The organism is Luteibacter sp. PvP120 (assembly GCF_054055715.1).
The window spans coordinates 1-18,334 of record NZ_JBSRXP010000010.1 but is presented as its reverse complement, the minus strand read 5'-3'; the positions used below and the strand labels follow the sequence as shown (position 1 = coordinate 18,334).

15 protein-coding genes and 1 pseudogene are annotated in these 18,334 nt (G+C 68.0%); 11 read left to right on the top strand and 5 right to left on the bottom strand.

The window, feature by feature from the left end:
* Positions 1-76 precede the first annotated feature (76 nt).
* From ACVKN3_RS17035 to ACVKN3_RS17005, 7 genes are all read left to right on the top strand, one after another.
* Complete coding sequence (locus tag ACVKN3_RS17035; RefSeq protein WP_354516741.1) at positions 77-583, top strand: RNA polymerase sigma factor; 507 nt, start codon at positions 77-79, stop codon at positions 581-583.
* Positions 576-1,685 carry a FecR family protein gene (locus ACVKN3_RS17030; protein ID WP_354516739.1) on the top strand — a complete coding sequence of 370 codons (1,110 nt, stop codon included), beginning with the start codon at positions 576-578 and terminating at the stop codon, positions 1,683-1,685. The genes ACVKN3_RS17035 and ACVKN3_RS17030 overlap by 8 nt, the downstream gene beginning before the upstream one ends.
* Positions 1,686-1,785: 100 nt before the next feature.
* The gene (locus ACVKN3_RS17025; protein WP_354516737.1) at positions 1,786-4,272 is read left to right on the top strand and encodes a TonB-dependent receptor; all 2,487 of its coding nucleotides are present in this window, start codon (positions 1,786-1,788) and stop codon (positions 4,270-4,272) included.
* 11 nt (positions 4,273-4,283) lie between these two features.
* Positions 4,284-5,519: a histidine-type phosphatase gene (locus tag ACVKN3_RS17020; protein WP_354516735.1), complete on the top strand. Its 1,236-nt coding sequence runs from the start codon at positions 4,284-4,286 to the stop codon at positions 5,517-5,519.
* An 89-nt stretch (positions 5,520-5,608) separates the two neighbouring features.
* The gene (coaBC, locus tag ACVKN3_RS17015) at positions 5,609-6,820 is read left to right on the top strand and encodes a bifunctional phosphopantothenoylcysteine decarboxylase/phosphopantothenate--cysteine ligase CoaBC (protein ID WP_354516733.1); all 1,212 of its coding nucleotides are present in this window, start codon (positions 5,609-5,611) and stop codon (positions 6,818-6,820) included.
* On the top strand, positions 6,817-7,272 hold the full coding sequence (gene dut / locus ACVKN3_RS17010; RefSeq protein WP_285403210.1) for a dUTP diphosphatase: 456 nt from the start codon (positions 6,817-6,819) through the stop codon (positions 7,270-7,272). Before coaBC ends, dut begins: the two co-directional genes overlap by 4 nt.
* Before the next feature lie 25 nt (positions 7,273-7,297).
* A complete protein-coding gene (locus ACVKN3_RS17005) occupies positions 7,298-9,655 on the top strand; it encodes a phosphomannomutase/phosphoglucomutase (RefSeq protein WP_354516730.1) in 2,358 nt (785 codons plus the stop codon).
* 25 nt (positions 9,656-9,680) lie between these two features.
* Here the strand turns inward: ACVKN3_RS17005 and ACVKN3_RS17000 are convergent, their stop codons facing one another.
* The 3 genes from ACVKN3_RS17000 to ACVKN3_RS16990 all read right to left on the bottom strand — a co-directional run bounded on the left by ACVKN3_RS17000 (position 9,681) and on the right by ACVKN3_RS16990 (position 11,590).
* The gene (locus ACVKN3_RS17000; RefSeq protein ID WP_354516728.1) at positions 9,681-10,331 is read right to left on the bottom strand and encodes a DUF4124 domain-containing protein; all 651 of its coding nucleotides are present in this window, start codon (positions 10,329-10,331) and stop codon (positions 9,681-9,683) included.
* 99 nt (positions 10,332-10,430) lie between these two features.
* Complete coding sequence (gene pyrE, locus ACVKN3_RS16995) at positions 10,431-11,078, bottom strand: orotate phosphoribosyltransferase (protein WP_285403203.1); 648 nt, start codon at positions 11,076-11,078, stop codon at positions 10,431-10,433.
* 11 nt (positions 11,079-11,089) lie between these two features.
* Positions 11,090-11,590, bottom strand: coding sequence for a GNAT family N-acetyltransferase (locus ACVKN3_RS16990; protein ID WP_285403201.1), 501 nt, complete (start codon positions 11,588-11,590; stop codon positions 11,090-11,092).
* Between the two features lie 58 nt (positions 11,591-11,648).
* Here ACVKN3_RS16990 and ACVKN3_RS16985 point away from each other — a divergent pair, with 58 nt between their 5' ends.
* From ACVKN3_RS16985 to ACVKN3_RS16975, 3 genes and pseudogenes are all read left to right on the top strand, one after another.
* Positions 11,649-12,419, top strand: a complete 771-nt coding sequence (locus ACVKN3_RS16985) for an exodeoxyribonuclease III (RefSeq protein WP_285403478.1) — start codon at positions 11,649-11,651, stop codon at positions 12,417-12,419.
* Positions 12,416-13,716: pseudogene (locus ACVKN3_RS16980) on the top strand (AmpG family muropeptide MFS transporter); the annotation flags it as partial. The gene ACVKN3_RS16985 and the pseudogene ACVKN3_RS16980, both read left to right, overlap by 4 nt.
* An 85-nt stretch (positions 13,717-13,801) precedes the next feature.
* Positions 13,802-14,113, top strand: a complete 312-nt coding sequence (locus tag ACVKN3_RS16975) for a hypothetical protein (protein ID WP_285403187.1) — start codon at positions 13,802-13,804, stop codon at positions 14,111-14,113.
* On the opposite strand, the gene ACVKN3_RS16970 is transcribed toward ACVKN3_RS16975, so the two are convergent.
* Together ACVKN3_RS16970 and ACVKN3_RS16965 are read right to left on the bottom strand one after the other, a co-directional pair.
* Positions 14,110-15,246 (bottom strand): anhydro-N-acetylmuramic acid kinase, encoded by a 1,137-nt coding sequence (locus ACVKN3_RS16970; RefSeq protein ID WP_354516723.1) that lies wholly within the window; start codon positions 15,244-15,246, stop codon positions 14,110-14,112. The two genes, ACVKN3_RS16975 and ACVKN3_RS16970, sit on opposite strands and share 4 nt — an antisense overlap.
* Positions 15,247-15,249: 3 nt before the next feature.
* A complete protein-coding gene (locus ACVKN3_RS16965) occupies positions 15,250-16,728 on the bottom strand; it encodes an OapA family protein (RefSeq protein ID WP_354516721.1) in 1,479 nt (492 codons plus the stop codon).
* A gap of 181 nt (positions 16,729-16,909) precedes the next feature.
* On the opposite strand from ACVKN3_RS16965, the gene tyrS reads away from it, so the two are divergent.
* Positions 16,910-18,115, top strand: coding sequence for a tyrosine--tRNA ligase (gene tyrS, locus ACVKN3_RS16960; protein ID WP_354516719.1), 1,206 nt, complete (start codon positions 16,910-16,912; stop codon positions 18,113-18,115).
* Positions 18,116-18,334 lie beyond the last annotated feature (219 nt).

The window sequence follows — 18,334 nt, the reverse complement described above, 5'->3', positions numbered from 1 at the left end:
ACCCTACCTACGCTCAGCCTCCCAGGCTTTGCCGAGGCGTAACCGCCTCACGCGCCGCTCCGCCCCTGTGAGTCCGATGTCCGATTCCCCCAACGGCCTGGCCCACGTCCTGCTCGAACAGGACGGGCCGCTGCATCGCTACGTCCGCAGCCGTACCGGCCATGCCTGGGATGCGCAGGACCTGGTCCAGGAGACCTACCTGCGCCTGCTGTCCGCCGACCCGGAGAGCATCCGCAACCCGGAGGCCTACCTGTTCACCGTGGCCACCAACCTGCTCCGCCAGCGGGCGGGCGGTCGCCAGCCGGGCGCGCGGGAGGACGTTGGTCGCGACGACCTGCTGGAGCGCCTGGCGACGCCGTGCCATGCCGAAGCCGACGTGGACCGCGATGTGCGCAGCAAGCGACTGCTGGCGCTGATGGAAAGGCTGTCCCCGAAGTGCCGGGCGGTGATGCTGCTGCATTACCGCGACGACCTGAGTTACCGCGACATCGCCGACCAGCTCGATCTGTCGGTGCACATGGTGAAGAAGTACATCGTCAAGGGACTGGCCGCATGCCGGCAAGGAATGGCGCGTTATGCATGATCCGACCACGCTCGCGGCCCGGCGTATCGCCGAGGAAGCCGGCCAGTGGCTGCTTGCCAGTCGCGAGGGCCTGGACGAAGCCTCGCGCGTCGCCTTCGTGAACTGGCTGCGCCACTCGCCGGCGCACGTCGCCGAATACATGGCTACGGTGCAGCTCGACCAGGACATGAAGGAGGCCGCCGCCCGCGAGCCGGTCGCCGCGTCGGTCCTGGTCGCGCAGGCCGCCTGCGAGCCGGCCGTGGTCGTGTTGCGTCCGGGTGCGGTGGACCCTGCCCGCCGCGCGCGGCCACGCCACGCCACGAGACGCACGCGTCGCTGGCCGTGGATCGCTGGCGCGTTAACCACGGCCACCGCCCTCGCGTGGGTCGTGCTTGCCACATGGCCCCGGCAGGACGCGCCGCCCGGCATCGTCTACACCGCGCCGATCGATGCCGTGCGCAGCATCGACCTGGCCGACGGCAGCCGCATCCAGCTCGATCGCGGCAGCCGTATCCGCGTGAACCTGGACGCCGCCCGCCGCGACGTCGCCGTCCTCGACGGAACGATGCTGCTCGACGTGGGCCACCGTTCCTACGCGCCGCTCACGGTGACCCTGGGGCGTACCACGCTCCGCGACATCGGCACCGTTTTCCAGGTCACGGCCACACCCCGTGCGGGCGAGGTAATCGTGCTGAGCGGGCAGGTCGATGTGATGGCGCCGCACGAAGACCGACCATGGTCGTGGACGGCGAAAAGCGCTCCCCAGGTCGTCGCCCACCTCAAAGCCGGCGAACACGCCACCCTGGCCAGCGACGGCAGCCTCACCCATCTGGAACCGCACGAGGACCTGTCGAGCGACCTCGCCTGGTTGCCCGCGGAGATCGATTTCCACGATGCGCCCGTGGCGGACGTCGCCCGGCGCTTCAACCACTACGGCCAGCCGCCCCTGCTGATCGACGATGCGCAGGTGGCCGGGACGCGGATCAGCGGACGCTTCCACGCGCGTGACCCGTCCGGTTTCATCGCCTATCTGCAGACGCTTCCGGGGGTGGAGGTGCACCGTGACGGCGAGGGTATCCACATTGCCCGCCGCGGGCATGGCGGCGCCGCGGCGCGGCTGTAAGAAAAGATTCACGAAGAAAACAGTACCCGACCTGGTTCCCCCTGACTCGTATGTGACATGCGCCACGTTGCGCCCTGTCTCCCTTCACGAGTTCTCCCGCATGCGAAACACACTCGCCTTCTCCCTTGCCGTGCTGCTCGGTACGCTGCCGCTTTCGGTCCTCGCGGCGCAGGTCGCCAACGAGGCGCCGATCGCCGCGCTGCCGCTCGATCAGGCCCTGGACACGTTCGCGCGCCAGACCGGCATGCAGGTGGTGTATACGCCGGATGCCGTGCACGCCCTGCGTAGCACGGCGGTTCCCGCCGGCCTCGAACCACGGGGGCAACTGCATGCGCTGCTGGCGGGAACGGGGCTGGACTATCGCTTCGTCACCGCCTCCACGGTCACGCTGGTGCCGGCAGGCCATCCCGACAAAAGCGTCGCGGCCGCTCGCCGCGCCGACACGCTCCCCCCGATCGATGGGGCCGAAGGCACACCGCGCGACCTCGCTCCGGTAAGCGTGCAGGCCAACACCGTCGATACGCTCGCGCCCAGCGCGCCGCCGCTGGAAGCCACGCAGCCCACCTCGGTGATCGACGAGCGCTTCATTCGCGACGGCCTGCGCTTCAACGCCAACTTCGACGACATCATCAAGTACTCGCCCAGTGTCACCGTTACCTCGCCGGAAGGCCCGGGCATGGGCAAGAACGAAGGCATCAGCATCCGCGGCTTCCAGGACGGCCAGTTCAACATCACCTTCGACGGCATTCCTTTCGGCGACGCGAGTGACCTGCATCACACCACCTCGGCCTACTTCAATAACCACGTGCTGGGCCAGGCGGAGATCGATCGCGGTCCGGGCGGTGGCGCCACCCTCGGTAACGCCACCTTCGGCGGCACGGTGGGCCTGCGTTCGCGCGATCCCGCCAAGGTCGACGGGGTGACGCTCTATACCACCGCAGGTAGCTGGAACACGCTGGCCGGCGGCGTGAGCGCCGACGAGACCATCGGCAACACGCGCATCTTTGCCGACATCTCGAAGGAAAAGAGCGATACCTACCTGAAGGGGGTGGACGACGAGCGCGAGCATGCGTTCATCAAGACCCTCACCACGCTGTCGCCGGGTACCACGCTTACCTTCGTCAGCAGCTACAACCGCGAACACCAGAACACGGTGCAGGGCGCCACGAAGCAGCAGATCGACCAGTTCGGCTGGCGTCGCGGCCTGACCGACGATCCGTTGCTGCAAAGCTACAAGGGCTACAACAACGCCGCGTACTACTCCAGCTTCACCTACGTGGGTCTCGTGACGCAGCTTGGCGCGTGGACCATGGATAACAAGGCCTATCTCAATACGTTCGATCACTGGGCCCGCAAGACCACCGACGCGACCGACGACAACCCGGCGGATAACGGGGTGACCGTGTACAACGCGGCGGGCAAGAAGGTTTCCACGCTGAAGCACGACGTGCCCGGCAAACTGTCCGACTCCGGCTTCCATGCGTTCGGTGACGTGCTGCGGTTCGAACGCGAACTGGGCCCTGGGCAGTTGCAGACCGGTGCATGGCTGGAACGCAGCCAGGACGCCCGTTACCAGTACCCGCTCGACCTGACCACCGGCGTGGCGACGGGCACCAAGTACGGCTCGACGTATAACTATCTCTTGCGCGACCGCACCGACACGTTCCAACCCTATGTGCAGTACGACTGGTCGATCACCGATGCCCTCACGCTGAGCCCGGGTGCGCGCTACAGCACCGTCACGCGGCAGATGAGCGCGCCCGTCAGCAAGCAGAATGCACGGGTATCGCAGTACGACTCCGCCAACTACAACGCCCTGTTGCCGTCGCTCAGCCTGCACGACAGCTTCAGCGACCGGTGGGCCGGCTATGCCCAGGTGGCGAAGGGGTTCCTCGCGCCGCCCATCGACGTGATCGAACTGTCGGGCTCGCGCAAGCTGGATCCGGAAACCACCACGAACTACCAGATCGGCACGGCGTATGCCGATCGCGGGCTGACCTTCGGGGCCGATGTCTATTACATCGACTTCCGGAACTACCTCGCTTCCACGCTCGTCAACACGGATGTGGGTCAGCAGCCGACCTACCTGAATGCGGGCGGCGCGATCTACAAGGGCGCCGAAGTGGAGGGCACCTTCGCGCTGACGCCGGCGCTCAGCCTTTATGGCAATGCGACCTACAACGAGGCGACCTACAAGCACACCGACACGCGCATCGCCGGTACGCCGAAGCTCACCGCCGCGCTGGGTGTGCTGTACAGCAGTCCGCTCGGCTACTACGGTTCGGTGATGGCCAAGTTCATCGGTGCCCAGTACGGTAGCGACAACGCGACCGACGGCAGCGGCAATACGGTGTTCGTCGACGACCACCGCCTGGCCGCGTACGTTTCCACCGACGCCGCCCTGGGCTATCGCAGTGCCGACGGCGGTCCCACCGGCAAGGGCTGGTCCGTCAGCATGGACGTCAACAACCTGTTCAACGTCCACAAGTTCATCGGCTACGCGGGTACGCAGAGCGTCAGCGGCGACGCCCTCTACTGGGGCCTGCCCGGGCGCGGCGTCTTCCTCGACCTGTCGTTGAAGCTGTGAGGGCGCCGACCGTGTGGCGCCTGCTGGCCGTGGTCGCGGTGCTGGGCCTTGCCGCACCGGCGGCCGGGGCCGTGGACGCCGGCACGTCGCCGCGCGTGCTGGAGCGGGTGATCCTGATGCGCCATGGCATCCGCTCGCCGACCAAGGCACCGGCGGACCTGGCTCGGTATGCCAGCGATCCCTGGCCCTCGTGGCCGGTGCCGCCTGGGCAACTTACGGACCATGGCCGCGACACCTTGCGCTCGCTCGGTGGACGCCTGAGCCAGGACCTGCGCGACGCGGGATTGCCTCACGACAGTTGCAAGGGCGAAGTGCGGGTGATCGCGGACAGCACCGCGCGTAACCAGGCCAGTGCCGTGGCGCTGCTGGCGGGCCTCTCCCCCGGCTGCGCGCCCGTCTACCAGGCGTTTCCCATGGGCAAGGACGATCCGCTGTTCCGCGGCGCGGCCGCCGGCGATGACGACGATGGCGGTGGCATCCAGGCCGCGGCCATCGACACGCCGATCCTTCAGACCCTGGCCGTCTTGCAGCAGGTGCTGCTGGGGTGCCACGACGACGCCTGCCTCACCCGGGCGAAGGCCGGGGGCAAGCAGGTGCTGCTGGGGGGTGACGCGGCGAAGGCCCTGAAGACGGCGGGCTCGCTGTCCGAGAACATCATGCTCGGCTATGTGGAAGGCATGCCCGCGGCGCAGTACGGCTGGGGCCGACTCGACGCCGCGGGCGTCGCGCGCCTCATCGGACTGCACAATGCGTCGTTCCGGCTGGCGCATGCCACGCCCGCCGCCTCGCGGTCGCGTGGCGGCACGATGCTGGCGTATGTCACGGCGACGCTGGCGCAGGCGGCCGCACCACCGACCTCGGTCAAGTCCCTCGTGGCGCCGGGCACGCGCGTGCTGGTGCTGCTCGGTCACGATACCGACCTGGCGGCGCAGGCGGGCCTGCTCGGGCTGGACTGGCACGAGGCCACGCGGGCTGACGACTACCCGCCCGGCGGTGCCCTGGTCTACGACCTGGTGCAGACGCCCACCGGCAAGGCCGTTCGCCTCACGGTCGCCATGCCGACACTGGATGCGTTGCGAGCGGGAAACATGACGGCGGCCGGTGCCCTGGTGCGACAGGTGCTGGCACAGCCGGCGTGTGGCGGCGTGACGCTCTGCCCCGTGGACCGGTTCGTTGCGGTCGCCGCCAGCGCGGCGGGAAGCGCGGTGTCGGCCCACGCCGGCGACGAGCCTGTGGTGAAGCCGTGAGGCGAGGTATCTCGCAAGGCCTTTCTCGCGCCGCCTGCTGCGCGGAAATCCGCTAAGCTGACCGACCCCCGCCACCGCGCCGTTCCGCCATGAGTCTTCATCAGCGTCGCATCCTGATCGGCGTCACCGGCGGCATCGCCGCCTACAAGATCTGCGAGCTCGTTCGTCGTCTACGCGACCTGCAGGCCGAGGTACGCGTGGTGATGACCGAGGGCGCCACGCACTTCGTCACGCCGACCACCTTCCAGGCGCTCTCGGGCCAGCCCGTGCGGGTCAGCCTGTGGGATGAACAAGGCGAGGCCGCGATGGGCCATATCGAGCTCGCCCGCTGGGCCGAGCGCGTGCTGATCGCACCGGCCAGTGCGGACACACTGGCGCGGCTGGCCCATGGGCATGCGGACGACCTGCTGACCACCGTGGTGCTGGCCACGGCGGCGCCCGTCTATGTCGCGCCGGCCATGAACCAGCAGATGTGGGCCCATCTCGCCGTCCAGGCCAACATCGGTACGCTGCGGGTCCGCGGTGTCGAGGTGCTGGGCCCAGCCGATGGCGACCAGGCGTGTGGCGATATCGGCTCCGGCCGCATGCTGGAGCCGCACGAACTGCGCGACATCCTCGTCGCCTCCTTCGGCGAGCAACCGCTGCGCGGCCGTCGTGTCGTGGTCAGCGCCGGCCCCACGTACGAAGACATCGACCCGGTGCGCTTCATCGGCAACCGCAGCTCCGGACGCATGGGTTTCGCCGTGGCCGCCGCCGCGCGGGACGCCGGTGCGGAGGTCACCCTGGTGGCGGGCCCCGTCGCGATGACCACGCCCGTCGGCGTGCACCGCGTGGACGTGCGCAGCGCACGGCAGATGCACGATGCGGTGCTGGCCGCGGCGGACGGCGCGGACATCTACATCGGCGCCGCCGCGGTGGGCGATTACCGTCCCGCGGAGCTGGCAGGGCACAAGCTGAAGAAGACCGCCGGCTCGCCGCTGCGTCTCGAGCTGACGGAAAATCCCGACATCATCGCCGCGCTGGCCGCGCGCCCGGTCCATCCCTTCCTGGTCGGCTTCGCCGCCGAAACGCGCGATGTGGCCGGGTACGCGCAGGACAAACTGCGGCGCAAGGGCCTGGACATGATCGCCGCCAACGACGTGGGCGCGGGCAAGGGTTTCGAGGTGGCGGACAACGCCCTGCATCTCTACTGGCACGATGGCGACATCGCGCTGGCCCGTACGGCCAAGACCGAGCTGGCCCGTCATCTCATCGCGCATGTCGCCCGACATTTCCTCGCCGGACACGGAAGCACCCCTTGATCGACATCGAACTGAAACTCCTCGACCCGCGCCTGGGCACCAGCATTCCCCTGCCGGAGCCGGCCACGGCAGGCAGCGCGGGCATGGACCTGCGCGCGGCGGTCGATGCCCCGGTCACGCTCGCGCCGGGCGAAAGCCAGCTGGTGCCCACGGGTCTGGCCATCCACATCGGCGACCCCGCCTGGTGCGCGCTGATCGTGCCGCGTTCGGGCCTGGGCCATAAGCAGGGCCTGGTCATGGGCAACCTGGTCGGCGTGATCGATGCCGACTACCAGGGCCCCCTGATGATTTCCTGCTGGAATCGCGGTAACGCCGATGTCACCATCGCACCAGGCGATCGGGTAGCACAGTTGCTGCTCGTGCCGGTGGGGCGTCCACGCTTGCGCGTGGTGGAAGGGTTCACGCCGTCGCAGCGGGGCGAAGGCGGGTTCGGCTCGACCGGTATCGGCTGATTCGCCAGGGGAAACGAGGGGCACCATGGCTGGGAAAAAGGGCGGGGAAGGGCGGGCATCCCGCGCCGATCTGCGAGGTCTGCTACCTCTGGCCGGCGCAACGCTGCTCATCGTGGTGGGCGCGTTCTGTGCCTGGCAGGCCTGGCTGATCGCCGATGAGGGTGCCGCGGCGGAGCGCACGCGCGACGCGCAGCGCCAGGTCGTGCGCGATCTCGGCCAGCTCTATGGCGCCAAACGCCAGCAATTCCTGCAGGCGACCGCCGCCCCCGCCGTCCAGGCGGCGATCGACGATCACGCCGCCGCGGCCGCGCAACTGCATGCGTTGCTGCCGGCTGCCGCCGTGGTCGAGGTATACAGCGCCGGCCTGGACGAGGTCGTTCGGGCCAATTTCCGTGAGTTCGGTTACGCCAAGGCGGCGCAGTTGCTGGCCGCGCTGGGCTCGTCCGAGCCGCCCGTCGCCGCCACCGCCGTACGCGGCAATCGGCGCTTCCTTTCCGTGGCCGAGCCGATCGCCGTCGGCGGTACGCTGCGCGCCTGGGCCTGGCTGGAATACCCGTTCGACGACATCGTGGCGCGCTTCGACGCCGCCTCGCCCGGCGGCGGTCGGCTCTCGCTCCGGCAGGGCAGCGGGGAAAGTGGCATCACGTTGCTGGCCAAGGGCTCGACCTCGGTCGATTCGGACGGCCAGGAGACGGTCGTCCCCGGCACGTCCCTGTATGTCGTGGCGGCCATGCCGCAGGCCTTCATCGTCATTCCGCACTCGGTGCCGCTGGCGGCGCTGCTCAGCCTGATCGGCCTGGGCGCGGGTGGGTTCCTGCTGTGGTCCAGCCGGCGCCGTCCGGTACGGATCGAGGCGCCCGCGGAGCCCGAATTCCTGGTGGCCGAGGTGCCGCGCAAGCCGCGCCTGCCGCCCGCATCGGTCCACCCGGGTGATGCCCCGGGTGAGCGGGCGCGGGTCGCACCGGCGCCGCCGTCTACCCCGGCCATGGCGACGGCGCTCGACGCGTCGATGTTTCGCGCCTACGACATTCGCGGCGTGGCCGGCACCTCGCTCACGCCGGATGTAGCCCATCGCATCGGCCAGGCGATCGGCGGGCTGATGGCCGAGCGTGGCCTGCACGAGATGGTGGTCGGGCGTGACGGCCGGCTTTCCGGGGAGTCGCTGGCGCGCGGCCTGTCGGAGGGCCTGCGCGCCGCCGGCATCGACGTGATCGATATCGGCCTGGCGCCGTCGCCGCTGGTGTACTTCGCGGCGTTCCACCTGGGCACCGGCTGCGGCGTGGCGGTCACCGGCAGCCACAATGCAGCCGACCACAACGGGTTCAAGATCGTGGTCGGCGGCGAGACCCTGGCCGAAGCGGCCATCGCCGACCTGCACCGCCGGATCGTCGAGGGCGAACTACGCGACGACGGCGTCGGAACCTGGCGCGAGCAACCCGTGCTCGATGCCTACGTGGCCCGCATCGTGGGTGACGTGTCCGCCGAGCGGCGCCTCAAGGTCGTCGTGGATGCCGGCAACGGCGTGGCCGGCTTGGTGGCGCCTCGCGTCCTCGAAGGGATCGGCTGTGAAGTCATCCCGCTGTATTGCGATGTCGACGGCACGTTCCCCAACCACCACCCCGATCCGTCCGATCCGCGCAACCTGGCTGACCTGATCGCGGCGGTGCACGCCCTCGGCGCGGACCTGGGCGTCGCCTTCGATGGCGACGGCGACCGCCTCGGCGTGGTCACCGCCAAGGGTGAGGTCATCGACGCGGACCGGCTGCTGATGCTGTTCGCCGGCGATGTGCTTTCCCGCAATCCCGGCGCCACGGTGATCTACGACGTGAAATGCACGGGCCACCTGCGCAAGGTCATCCAGGATGCCGCGGGGGTGCCGCTGATGTGGCGCACCGGGCACTCGCTGATCAAGGCGAAGATGCGCGAGACCGGCGCCGCCCTGGCGGGCGAGATGAGCGGCCATTTCTTCTTCGCCGACAACAACCGCTGGTACGGTTTCGACGACGGCATCTACGCCGCGGCGCGCCTGCTGGAGATCGTCGCCGGCGACCCGGAAGAACGCAGCGTCGCCGAGCTGTTCGATACCTTGCCCCGGAGCGTATCCACCCCCGAGCTGAAGTTGCCGGTGGCGGAGGAAGGCATGGCGTTCCGCTTCATGGACGCGTTCCGCGCCGGTGCGACGTTCGACGACGCCCGGGTGACGACGATCGACGGGGTCCGCGTGGACTGGCCCGACGGCTGGGGACTGGTGCGTGCATCCAACACCTCGCCCGCACTGATCTTCCGTTTCGACGCGGACAGTGGGAAGGCGCTGGAGCGCATCAAGCAGGCCTTCCGCCAGCGCCTGCTGGCGGTGGCCCCGGATCTGCCCCTGCCGTTCTGACCGGCGGGTTCCGGTCGGGGCGGGATCAGCGGCCGGACGAGTCCGCGGCCTTCAGTTCGCGATAGTGCTTCAGCTGCGCATCCATGTTCACCTGGGCGGCATCCTTGGCGGCCTGCTGCCGTTGTAGCGCCGCGCGCAGTCCGGCCACCGTGTTGCGCTGCTCGGTGATCCGGTCGTTCAGGTAAGGCGGCACCGGCTGCTTGCTGCGCTCGAGGTCACCGGCGCGATTGAGCAGGTCGGCCAGCGCCTTTTCCTGGCCCTGCAGGTTCATGCGCGTGGTGCGGGCGGCCTGCTCGACGTTGTCCAGCTCGGCTTGCTTGGCGGTCGAGAATGCCGTTTCATCGGGATACGCATTGAGCAACTGGGCATCGTCACGCTTGCGCTGGTCGGCTGCCGCCTGGACGGCGGCCTGCTGCTCGGCCACCTTGCGTGCGGCCTCGCGTTCGTCGGCCGTCAGCTGGCGATCCACATGGCGCACCGTCACGCCCTGCGCGTTGACCACGTCGTAGCCCGACTTCATCGCCTCGGGGGTCAGGCTGTCGCTGAAGAACGAATGGCCACCGGCGTCCTTCCACTTGTAGCGGAAGTTGTTGTTGTTCGTGGTGTTGTCCTGGGCCAGCGCCATCGTGCCGAAGCACAGGGCCGTCGCCGCCATCATGTAACGCACTGCTCGCATGGTGTCCCCTCCTGTGCAAGGAGTATAGCCAGCCGGGAGTGACAGGCTACGCCCGCCTCCCCAAGGCTGGACACCGACGGCCATCCTGGCCGGATACGCTCAGGCCTGGACGCCGTATCGCTCGCGGTAGGCCAGCAGTCGCTGGTGTTCCGTCGCCAGATCGGGCCGCTCGCCTGCATAGGTCAGCACGTCGGCCAGTGTGGCGATGGCAACGACCGGGATGCCGAACTGGGCGGCCACTTCCTGCGCCGCCGACAGCTCGCCTTGCCCGCGTTCCTGCCGGTCGAGCGCGATCAGCACGCCGGCGGGTTCCGCGCCCTGGGCACGGATCAGCTCGAGGGATTCGCGCACGGCCGTGCCGGCGGTCATCACGTCGTCGACGATGAGCACGCGGCCGGTCAGCGGCGCGCCGACCAGGTGGCCGCCTTCGCCGTGATCCTTGGCTTCCTTGCGGTTGTACGCCCACGGCACATCCCGCCCCTGGGTGTCGGCCAACGCGATCGCCGTGGCGGCGGCCAGGGCGATGCCCTTGTAGGCCGGCCCGAACAGCATGTCGAACGGTACGCCCGAGCGGGTGGCCGCGGCCGCGTACGACCGGCCGAGACCGGCCAGGGCGGCACCGGAATCAATCCGGCCCATGTTGAAGAAATACGGGCTGCTGCGCCCCGATTTCAGCGTGAAGTCGCCGAAGCGCAGCACGTCGCGGGTCAGGGTGAGTTCGATGAATTCGCGCTGGTAGTCGTACACGGGGGGATCTCTCAGTGGGTCCAGGGGTGCAACGGGCGCCACATCACGTATTGCGGGCCGGCCGGACCGCCATGGTACAGCTCGTCGTCTTCGCGATAGCCCGCGCGGCGGTAGAGGTGCACGGCGGCCTCGTTGCGCAGGTTCACCGTCAACACGATGCGCTCGCGGTCGGGATGGCGGCCTTCCGCATAGGCCTGGATGGCATCCAGGGCGCGGCGGCCGAGGCCCTGTCCCTGCCGGCCCGCGTCGATCATGAAAGAGCGCAGCGCCACCGCGCCATCCGCCAGCGGATGATCGCCCAGGGCCGTCGCGCGCCGGTCGATGCGGACGTAGCCGACCACCGCCTCGTCGACCAGCAGCGCCAGTGCCTCGCTGCCCGGGCACACCGCGGCGTCGGCCAGCGAATCGGCGGTGCGCCCGGCAAACGGCACCTGCCCGGGATGCACGGCCACCGCGAGGACGGCGGCGCGAAGTTCGGCGGTGACGGGCGTGACGCGGACAGGCGGGCTCATGCGCGCATTGTAGGCGCAGGTATGATGGACGGGTCATCGAATGCCCGATCAAGGTCCCATGCGCATCATCTCGCTCAACGCCAACGGTATCCGTTCCGCCGCCACCAAGGGTGTCTTCGAATGGTTGCGCACGCAGGAGGCCGACGTGGTCTGCCTGCAGGAAACCAAGGCCCAGGAATACCAGCTCACCGACCCGATGTTCCGGCCCGACGGTCACCATTGCTTCTACCACGACGCGCGCAGCAAGAAGGGCTACAGCGGTGTCGCGATCTACTCGCGCCGTGAGCCGGACGAAGTGCGCGTATCGCTGGGTCGCGAGGATTTCGACTGCGAAGGTCGCTACATCGAGGCGCGCTACGGCAACCTCAGCGTGGTGTCGTTCTACATCCCGTCGGGTTCCTCGGGCGACGAGCGCCAGCAGTACAAGTTCCGCGTGATGGAGTGGCTGACGCCGATCCTCCGCGAATGGGCGGCCAGCGGACGCGACTACGTGCTCTGCGGCGACTGGAACATCGTCCACACCAAAAACGACATCAAGAACTGGACCTCCAACCAGAAGAACTCCGGCTGCCTGCCCGAGGAACGCGCCTGGCTCGACCTCCTGTTCAAGGAGATCGGCTGGGTCGACAGCTTCCGCGCGCTGAAGCCGGAGGCGGTCGAGTACACCTGGTGGTCCAATCGCGGCCAGGCCCGCGCCAACAACGTGGGTTGGCGGATCGACTACCAGATCGTGACCCCGGGCCTGCGCGATCGCCTGCGCGACTGCTCGATCTACCGCGACGAGCGCTTTTCCGACCACGCGCCCTTCATCGTGGACTACGCCGAGTGAGCGATACCGCCGCGGCGCCACGCTACAAGGGCTTGCGTGGTATCGCCGCCGCGTTCGCCCAGCCGGGCGCCGTCACCCTGCTTTTCTTCGGTCTGGCGTCCGGGTTGCCGTTCCTCCTGGTGGGCAACACGCTGTCGGCGTGGCTCAAGGAATCGGGCGTCGATTACGGTGCGATCGGCGTCGCCAGCTACGTCACGTTTGCCTATAACTTCAAGTTCCTGTGGGCGCCGCTGGTCGACAAGTGGCGCCTGCCACTGTTCGGTCGCCTTGGCCTGCGTCGCGGCTGGCTGATGTTCGCCCTGCTGTTGCTGGGTGTCGGCCTGCTCGGCATGGCCGCGTTCCCACCGACGCTCTCCCTGGCGCGCTTCATGGCGGTCACCCTGGTGGCCGCCTTCGCCGGCGCCACCATCGATATCGTGGTGGATGCCTATCGCGTGGAGATCGCGCCCCCCGAGGCCCAGGGCGCGCTGGCCGCCACCTATACGCTCGGCTATCGGTTGGGGCTGATCGCCGGCGGTGCCGGCATCCTGATCGTCGCCGACGCGCTCGGCTGGCAACGCGGCTACGTGGCCATCTGCGGCCTGCTGGTCATCCCTGTCATCGCCGTGCTGCTGGCCCGCGAGCCGGAACACCGCGTGCGCGAGCGTGTGCCCATGCGGGTAGCGATCCAGGAGGGCTTCGTCGGGCCGTTCCGCGATTTCCTCTCGCGCTACGGTCTGGGGCTGGCGCTGGGCCTGCTGCTGTTCGTCGCCCTGTTCCGCCTGCCGGACCAGATGCTCGGGGTCATGGCCTATCCCTTCTACCTGGACGCCGGTTTCAGCAAGACCCAGATCGCCGAGGTGTCGAAGGTGTACGGCGTGATCGTCGGCATCGTCGGCGCACTGCTGGGCGGCTGGGCGGTCACCCGCTTCGACATGCGCCGCCTGCTGGTGATCTCCGCCATCGGCGTCGCGGTGTCCAACCTGCTCTACCTGCTGATGGCGATGAACCCCGGGCAGACCTGGGCGTTCGTGGCCACCCTGTCCGGCGACAACTTTGCCCAGGGCTTTGCCGGGCCCGTGCTGGTGGCCTTCATGTCGGGGCTGGTCAACCGCCGGTTCACCGCGACGCAGTACGCGCTGCTGAGCGCGCTGGCCAACCTGCCGGGCAAGCTGCTGGGTGGGCTCTCGGGCTTCCTGGTCAAGGATTCGGGCTACGCGGCGCTTTTCATCGTCAGCACCGTGTCCATCGTGCCCACCCTGGTCCTGCTGGCGCTGCTGTGGCACCGGATGCCGCGCCCCATGGCCGTCGAAGCGACGTAGGCCGCACGGCCGGTTTTGGTCACCGGCCGGATGTGTGTAAGATTTCCGGCACAGGGGGCATGCGCGAGGAGTAAAACGCACGTGCCAGATATCATCGTGAGACACATCGACGAGCAGATGGCCGAGCGGATCAAATCGCTCGCGCGCGAACGCCGCTGGTCGATCAACGAAGTGATCCTCCACGCATTGCGCTACGGGCTGGGTTTGAGTCCGGGCGACGTGTTCAGTGAACTGCTGATCGAGCCCGGCGACATCGCGCACCTCACCGGTGCCTGGGATGCCCAGGAGCAGGCCGCCTTCCAGGAGGCGCTGTCCGCGTTGGCCCAGGCCTCGCCGTCATCGCTGGCGGACGCGGCAGCGCGTAGCGAAGCGAGCCCCGCCGAGCGGGTCTAGCCGTCGAGCGGTCCGGGTGCAGGCGCCGCATAGAGGGCGCCCAGTAGTCGAGGGCCGCGCGCCCCGGTCACGACCGGCAGGTTGCCCGGTTCGCCCCGCAGGCGGCGATACGCCAGCCAGGCGAACGCCATGGCTTCCAGCATGTCGGGGTCGATGCCGAAGTCGGTGCTCATCCGCAGCCGAGGGCCGTCCAGTCGATCGGCAATGGCCTGCATCAGGCCTGCATTGTGCACACCACCCCCGCAGGCGACGACGTCGATGGCGTCGGGCGCGTGCCGTTCGATCGCTTCCACCACACTGACCGCGCTCAGTGCCAGCAGCGTGGCCTGCACATCCTCGGGGGGCAGTTCGCCCACGCGGGGGTGTGCCGCCAGCCAGGCGAGGTGGAAGTGTTCACGTCCCGTGCTTTTCGGTGGCGCGAGCGCGAAATACGTATCGGCCAGCAGTTCGCGCAGCAACGGCGCGTCCACACGGCCGGACGCGGCGAAGCGTCCGTCACGGTCGAAGGCTTCCCCGCGGTGGCGCAGGCACCAGGCGTCCATCAGCCCGTTGGCGGGGCCGGTGTCGAAACCGGTCACGCCGCCGTCGGCGCCCAGCAAGGTGATGTTGGCGATGCCGCCCAGGTTGAGCACCACGCGCGCGCCGGACACGGGGCGCAACACCGTGGCGTGGAAGGCCGGTACGAGCGGAGCCCCCTGACCACCGGCAGCGACGTCCGCGCGGCGGAAATCGGCCACGGTGTCGATGCCGGTGCGTTCCGCAATCACCGAGGCGTCGCCGATCTGCAGGGTGAAGGGGTGGTCACCGCCGGGGCGGTGGCGGATCGTCTGGCCGTGCGAGCCGATCGCGGTAACGTCGGACCGGGCCACGCCGGCTCGTGCCAGCACGGCCTGGGCCGCATCGGCGAAGGCCACGCCCACGGCCACATCGAGCCGTCCGTAGCGGTCCAGGTCGAGGCGTTCCTCATCCTGCGCCACGGCCAGGATCAGCTGGCGCAGGGCGTTATCCCAGGGATACGTGAGCCCGGCGACGAGGGCCGGGCGTTCGTTCTCGAAGCGGACCAGCGCGGCGTCGATGCCGTCGGCGCTGGTCCCTGAAATGAGGCCGATGTACAGGCCGTCGGCACGCGCCATCGATCAGTCGGTGCCGTTCGCGCCGGTGTCGACACGGGCGAGCTTGGTGCTGTTGTCGATCTGCTTGAGGCGAGCCAGCTGCGGTCCGACCACGTCTTTCCGGAACTTCGCCAGCTGGGCGGCCGGCAGCGGCTCCGGCTTCGGCAGCGTTACCGTCTGCGGATCGCGCTGGACGTTGTTGACGCGGAATTCGTAGTGCAGGTGGGGGCCGGTGGCGAGGCCGGTCATGCCGACAAAGCCGATGGTGCTGCCCTGGCTGACCCGCTGGCCTACGCGCAGGTTGGCGAACTTCGACATGTGGCCGTACGCGGTGCTGATGGTGGCGTTGTGCTGGATCACCACGAAGTTGCCGTAGCCGTTCATCCAGCCGCGGAACTTGACCACGCCATCGCCCGCGGCATGAATCGGCGTGCCGGTGGGGGCGGCGTAGTCCACGCCCTTGTGCGCGCGCATCTTGCCCAGGATCGGATGCATGCGTCCGGCGCTGAACTGCGAGGAGATGCGGGTGAAGTCGACCGGGATACGTAGGAAGGAACCGGTGAGCGGCCGCCCTTCCTCACTGTAGTAGCTGTATTTGCCGTCGCCGTTCTTGTAGCGGTAAGCGGTATAGCGCTTGCCCTGGTTGACGAACTCCGCGGCGGAGATATCGCCGTCGCGCAGGAACGAGCCGTCGCTGTACACGTCGTCGTAGATGACGGTGAAGCTGTCGCCGACGCGCAGGTCCTGCACGAAGTCGATGTCGAACTTGAACACCTCGGCCAGCTTCAGCACCATCGCGTTGCTCATGCCGGCCTGGGAGGCCGCGCCGAACAGGGAACCGTCGATGACGCCGTGGACGATGTGCTCGCGATGCTGCACGTCGCGCGTCTGCGTCGTCAGCTGGGGCTTGTCGCCGTCGATGCGCAGGGTGGCGATGTTGGCTTCGTCCTGGTCGAAGCGCACGCCCTTGAGGGTGTGGTCGTCGCCGACGAGGAACTGGAACTCCTGGCCCGGCTTGATCTGGTGGAAAACCTTTGCGCCGCCGGCACCGTCGATCACGTGCTGCAGGTCGTTCATGGTCAGGCCCTGCGCCAGGAAGATGTCGGCAAGGGTCTGGCCCGGCTTGACCTGCACCGTCTGCCATTCTTCGATCGGGGCGATCGGCTTGATGGACGCGGGGTCGATCTTCGGCAGGGCCAGCGGAACGACCGCGTGGGACTTCGACAGGGCCATGGGCACGGTGACCGCGGAACCGGTGACCGTCGTCTGCTTCTTCATCGCACCGGCCCAGGCGGGGATGACCAGGGCGGAGAGGATGACCAGGAGGAACGCCGTGCCGGCGAGAATCCAGCGTTCACGGCTCCAGCTCAGCGGCTCGGCCGAGGCGTTACGACTGAACGACCAATGGGCACGCGAATCGTAGAAGTGCGAATGCCTGCGCTGTGCCTTGCGCCGGATGGCCTGCTTGCGGGCGCTGTGCGCCCTGCGGTTTGCGTCACTCATCGTCTTTGTCTATCCGCTCGCCCCGAGTTGTCGCGTACCATAACGGCCGCGTGTAAAGGCCGTCAACGCCTTTTCCATCAAGGCTTTGCAACACATCGTGGGGTTAACGCACAATTAACCCCCATGCCGTCTTCACTGACAAATGTGAAGGACGCTGACTTACAGACTATAGAGAGAAAGCATGAACGAGCTGGAGCAGGCCCTCGCGCTGATCGCGCGTGGCGCGGACGAGATCATCAAGAAGGACGACCTCGAGGCACGGCTCAAGACGGGACGCCCGCTGCGGATCAAGGCCGGATTCGACCCCACGGCCCCCGACCTGCACATCGGCCACACTGTGCTGCTCAACAAGATGCGCCAGTTCCAGGACCTCGGGCACCAGGTCATCTTCCTGATCGGCGACTTCACGGGGATGATCGGCGACCCTACGGGCAAGAACGCCACCCGCAAGCCGCTCACCCGCGAGGACGTGCTGGCCAATGCCGAGACCTACGCCGAGCAGGTCTTCAAGGTGCTGGACCGGGAGAAGACCGAGCTGCGCTTCAACGCGGAGTGGTTCGGCAGCATGGGGGCCGCGGACATGATCCGCCTGGCCGCTACCCATACCGTGGCGCGCATGCTGGAGCGCGACGACTTCGCCAAGCGGTACAAGTCGGAGCAGCCCATCGCCATCCACGAGTTCCTCTATCCGCTGGTGCAGGGCTACGACTCGGTGGCCCTCAGGGCGGACGTCGAGCTGGGCGGTACCGACCAGCGGTTCAACCTGCTGATGGGGCGCGCCCTGCAGGAGCACCACGGGCAGCCGCCGCAGATCGTCCTGACCATGCCCCTCCTGGAGGGCCTGGACGGGGTCAACAAGATGTCCAAGTCGCTGGGCAACTACATAGGTATCAACGAACCGGCCATCGACATCGTCACCAAGACGATGAAGATCGGCGATGACCTCATGTGGCGCTGGTTCGAACTGCTCAGTTTCGACGTATCGTTGGATGAGCTGGCCGCCATGAAGGCCGACGTCGCCTCCGGCACGCTCAATCCCAGGGAAGCCAAGCTCCGCCTGGCCCGTGAACTGGCCACGCGCTTCCACGATGCCGGCGCCGCAGAACAGGCGATCGCCGGCTGGAACGCCGTGGTAACAGGGCAGGGCGATACCAGCCTGCTTCCGCTCGCAGAGATCGCCGTGCCCCCTGAAGGGTTCCGTCTGGCCTCCCTGCTTACCGCCGCGGGCGTCACGCCCAGCAATTCCGAGGCGAACCGCAAGCTCAAGGAGCGCGCCGTGCGTATCGACGGCGAGGTGGTGGAAGATGCTTCCCGCACGTTCGTGGCTGGTTTCGAGGGTGTGCTGCAGGTCGGCAAAAGAAATTTCGCCCGTATCCGCCTGATTTAACGGCGCTTTCAAAAATAATTCACGAAAGGGGGTTGCAGCCCTTTCTGAAAACCGTATTATTCGCCTCCCGCAGCGGCCCACGCCGAAAGGCAAACGCTACGGCAGCTATATCGCTTCGGCGACAACCTCGAAAAAAAGCTTCACGAGGGTGTTGACGGAAACGAAAAACGATATAGAATGGGCGGCTCACTAGGACGAAACGTCCTGACGACGAAAGCG

What these genes read in the sequence shown, in the direction of transcription:
- ACVKN3_RS17035 (WP_354516741.1), top strand. Translation starts at nt 77, where the DNA reads ATGTCCGATTCCCCCAACGGCCTGGCCCACGTCCTGCTCGAACAGGAC.
- ACVKN3_RS17030 (WP_354516739.1), top strand. Translation starts at nt 576, where the DNA reads ATGCATGATCCGACCACGCTCGCGGCCCGGCGTATCGCCGAGGAAGCC.
- ACVKN3_RS17025 (WP_354516737.1), top strand. Translation starts at nt 1,786, where the DNA reads ATGCGAAACACACTCGCCTTCTCCCTTGCCGTGCTGCTCGGTACGCTG.
- coaBC (WP_354516733.1), top strand. Translation starts at nt 5,609, where the DNA reads ATGAGTCTTCATCAGCGTCGCATCCTGATCGGCGTCACCGGCGGCATC.
- ACVKN3_RS17005 (WP_354516730.1), top strand. Translation starts at nt 7,298, where the DNA reads ATGGCTGGGAAAAAGGGCGGGGAAGGGCGGGCATCCCGCGCCGATCTG.
- ACVKN3_RS17000 (WP_354516728.1), bottom strand. Translation starts at nt 10,331, where the DNA reads ATGCGAGCAGTGCGTTACATGATGGCGGCGACGGCCCTGTGCTTCGGC.
- ACVKN3_RS16990 (WP_285403201.1), bottom strand. Translation starts at nt 11,590, where the DNA reads ATGAGCCCGCCTGTCCGCGTCACGCCCGTCACCGCCGAACTTCGCGCC.
- ACVKN3_RS16985 (WP_285403478.1), top strand. Translation starts at nt 11,649, where the DNA reads ATGCGCATCATCTCGCTCAACGCCAACGGTATCCGTTCCGCCGCCACC.
- ACVKN3_RS16970 (WP_354516723.1), bottom strand. Translation starts at nt 15,246, where the DNA reads ATGGCGCGTGCCGACGGCCTGTACATCGGCCTCATTTCAGGGACCAGC.
- ACVKN3_RS16965 (WP_354516721.1), bottom strand. Translation starts at nt 16,728, where the DNA reads ATGAGTGACGCAAACCGCAGGGCGCACAGCGCCCGCAAGCAGGCCATC.
- tyrS (WP_354516719.1), top strand. Translation starts at nt 16,910, where the DNA reads ATGAACGAGCTGGAGCAGGCCCTCGCGCTGATCGCGCGTGGCGCGGAC.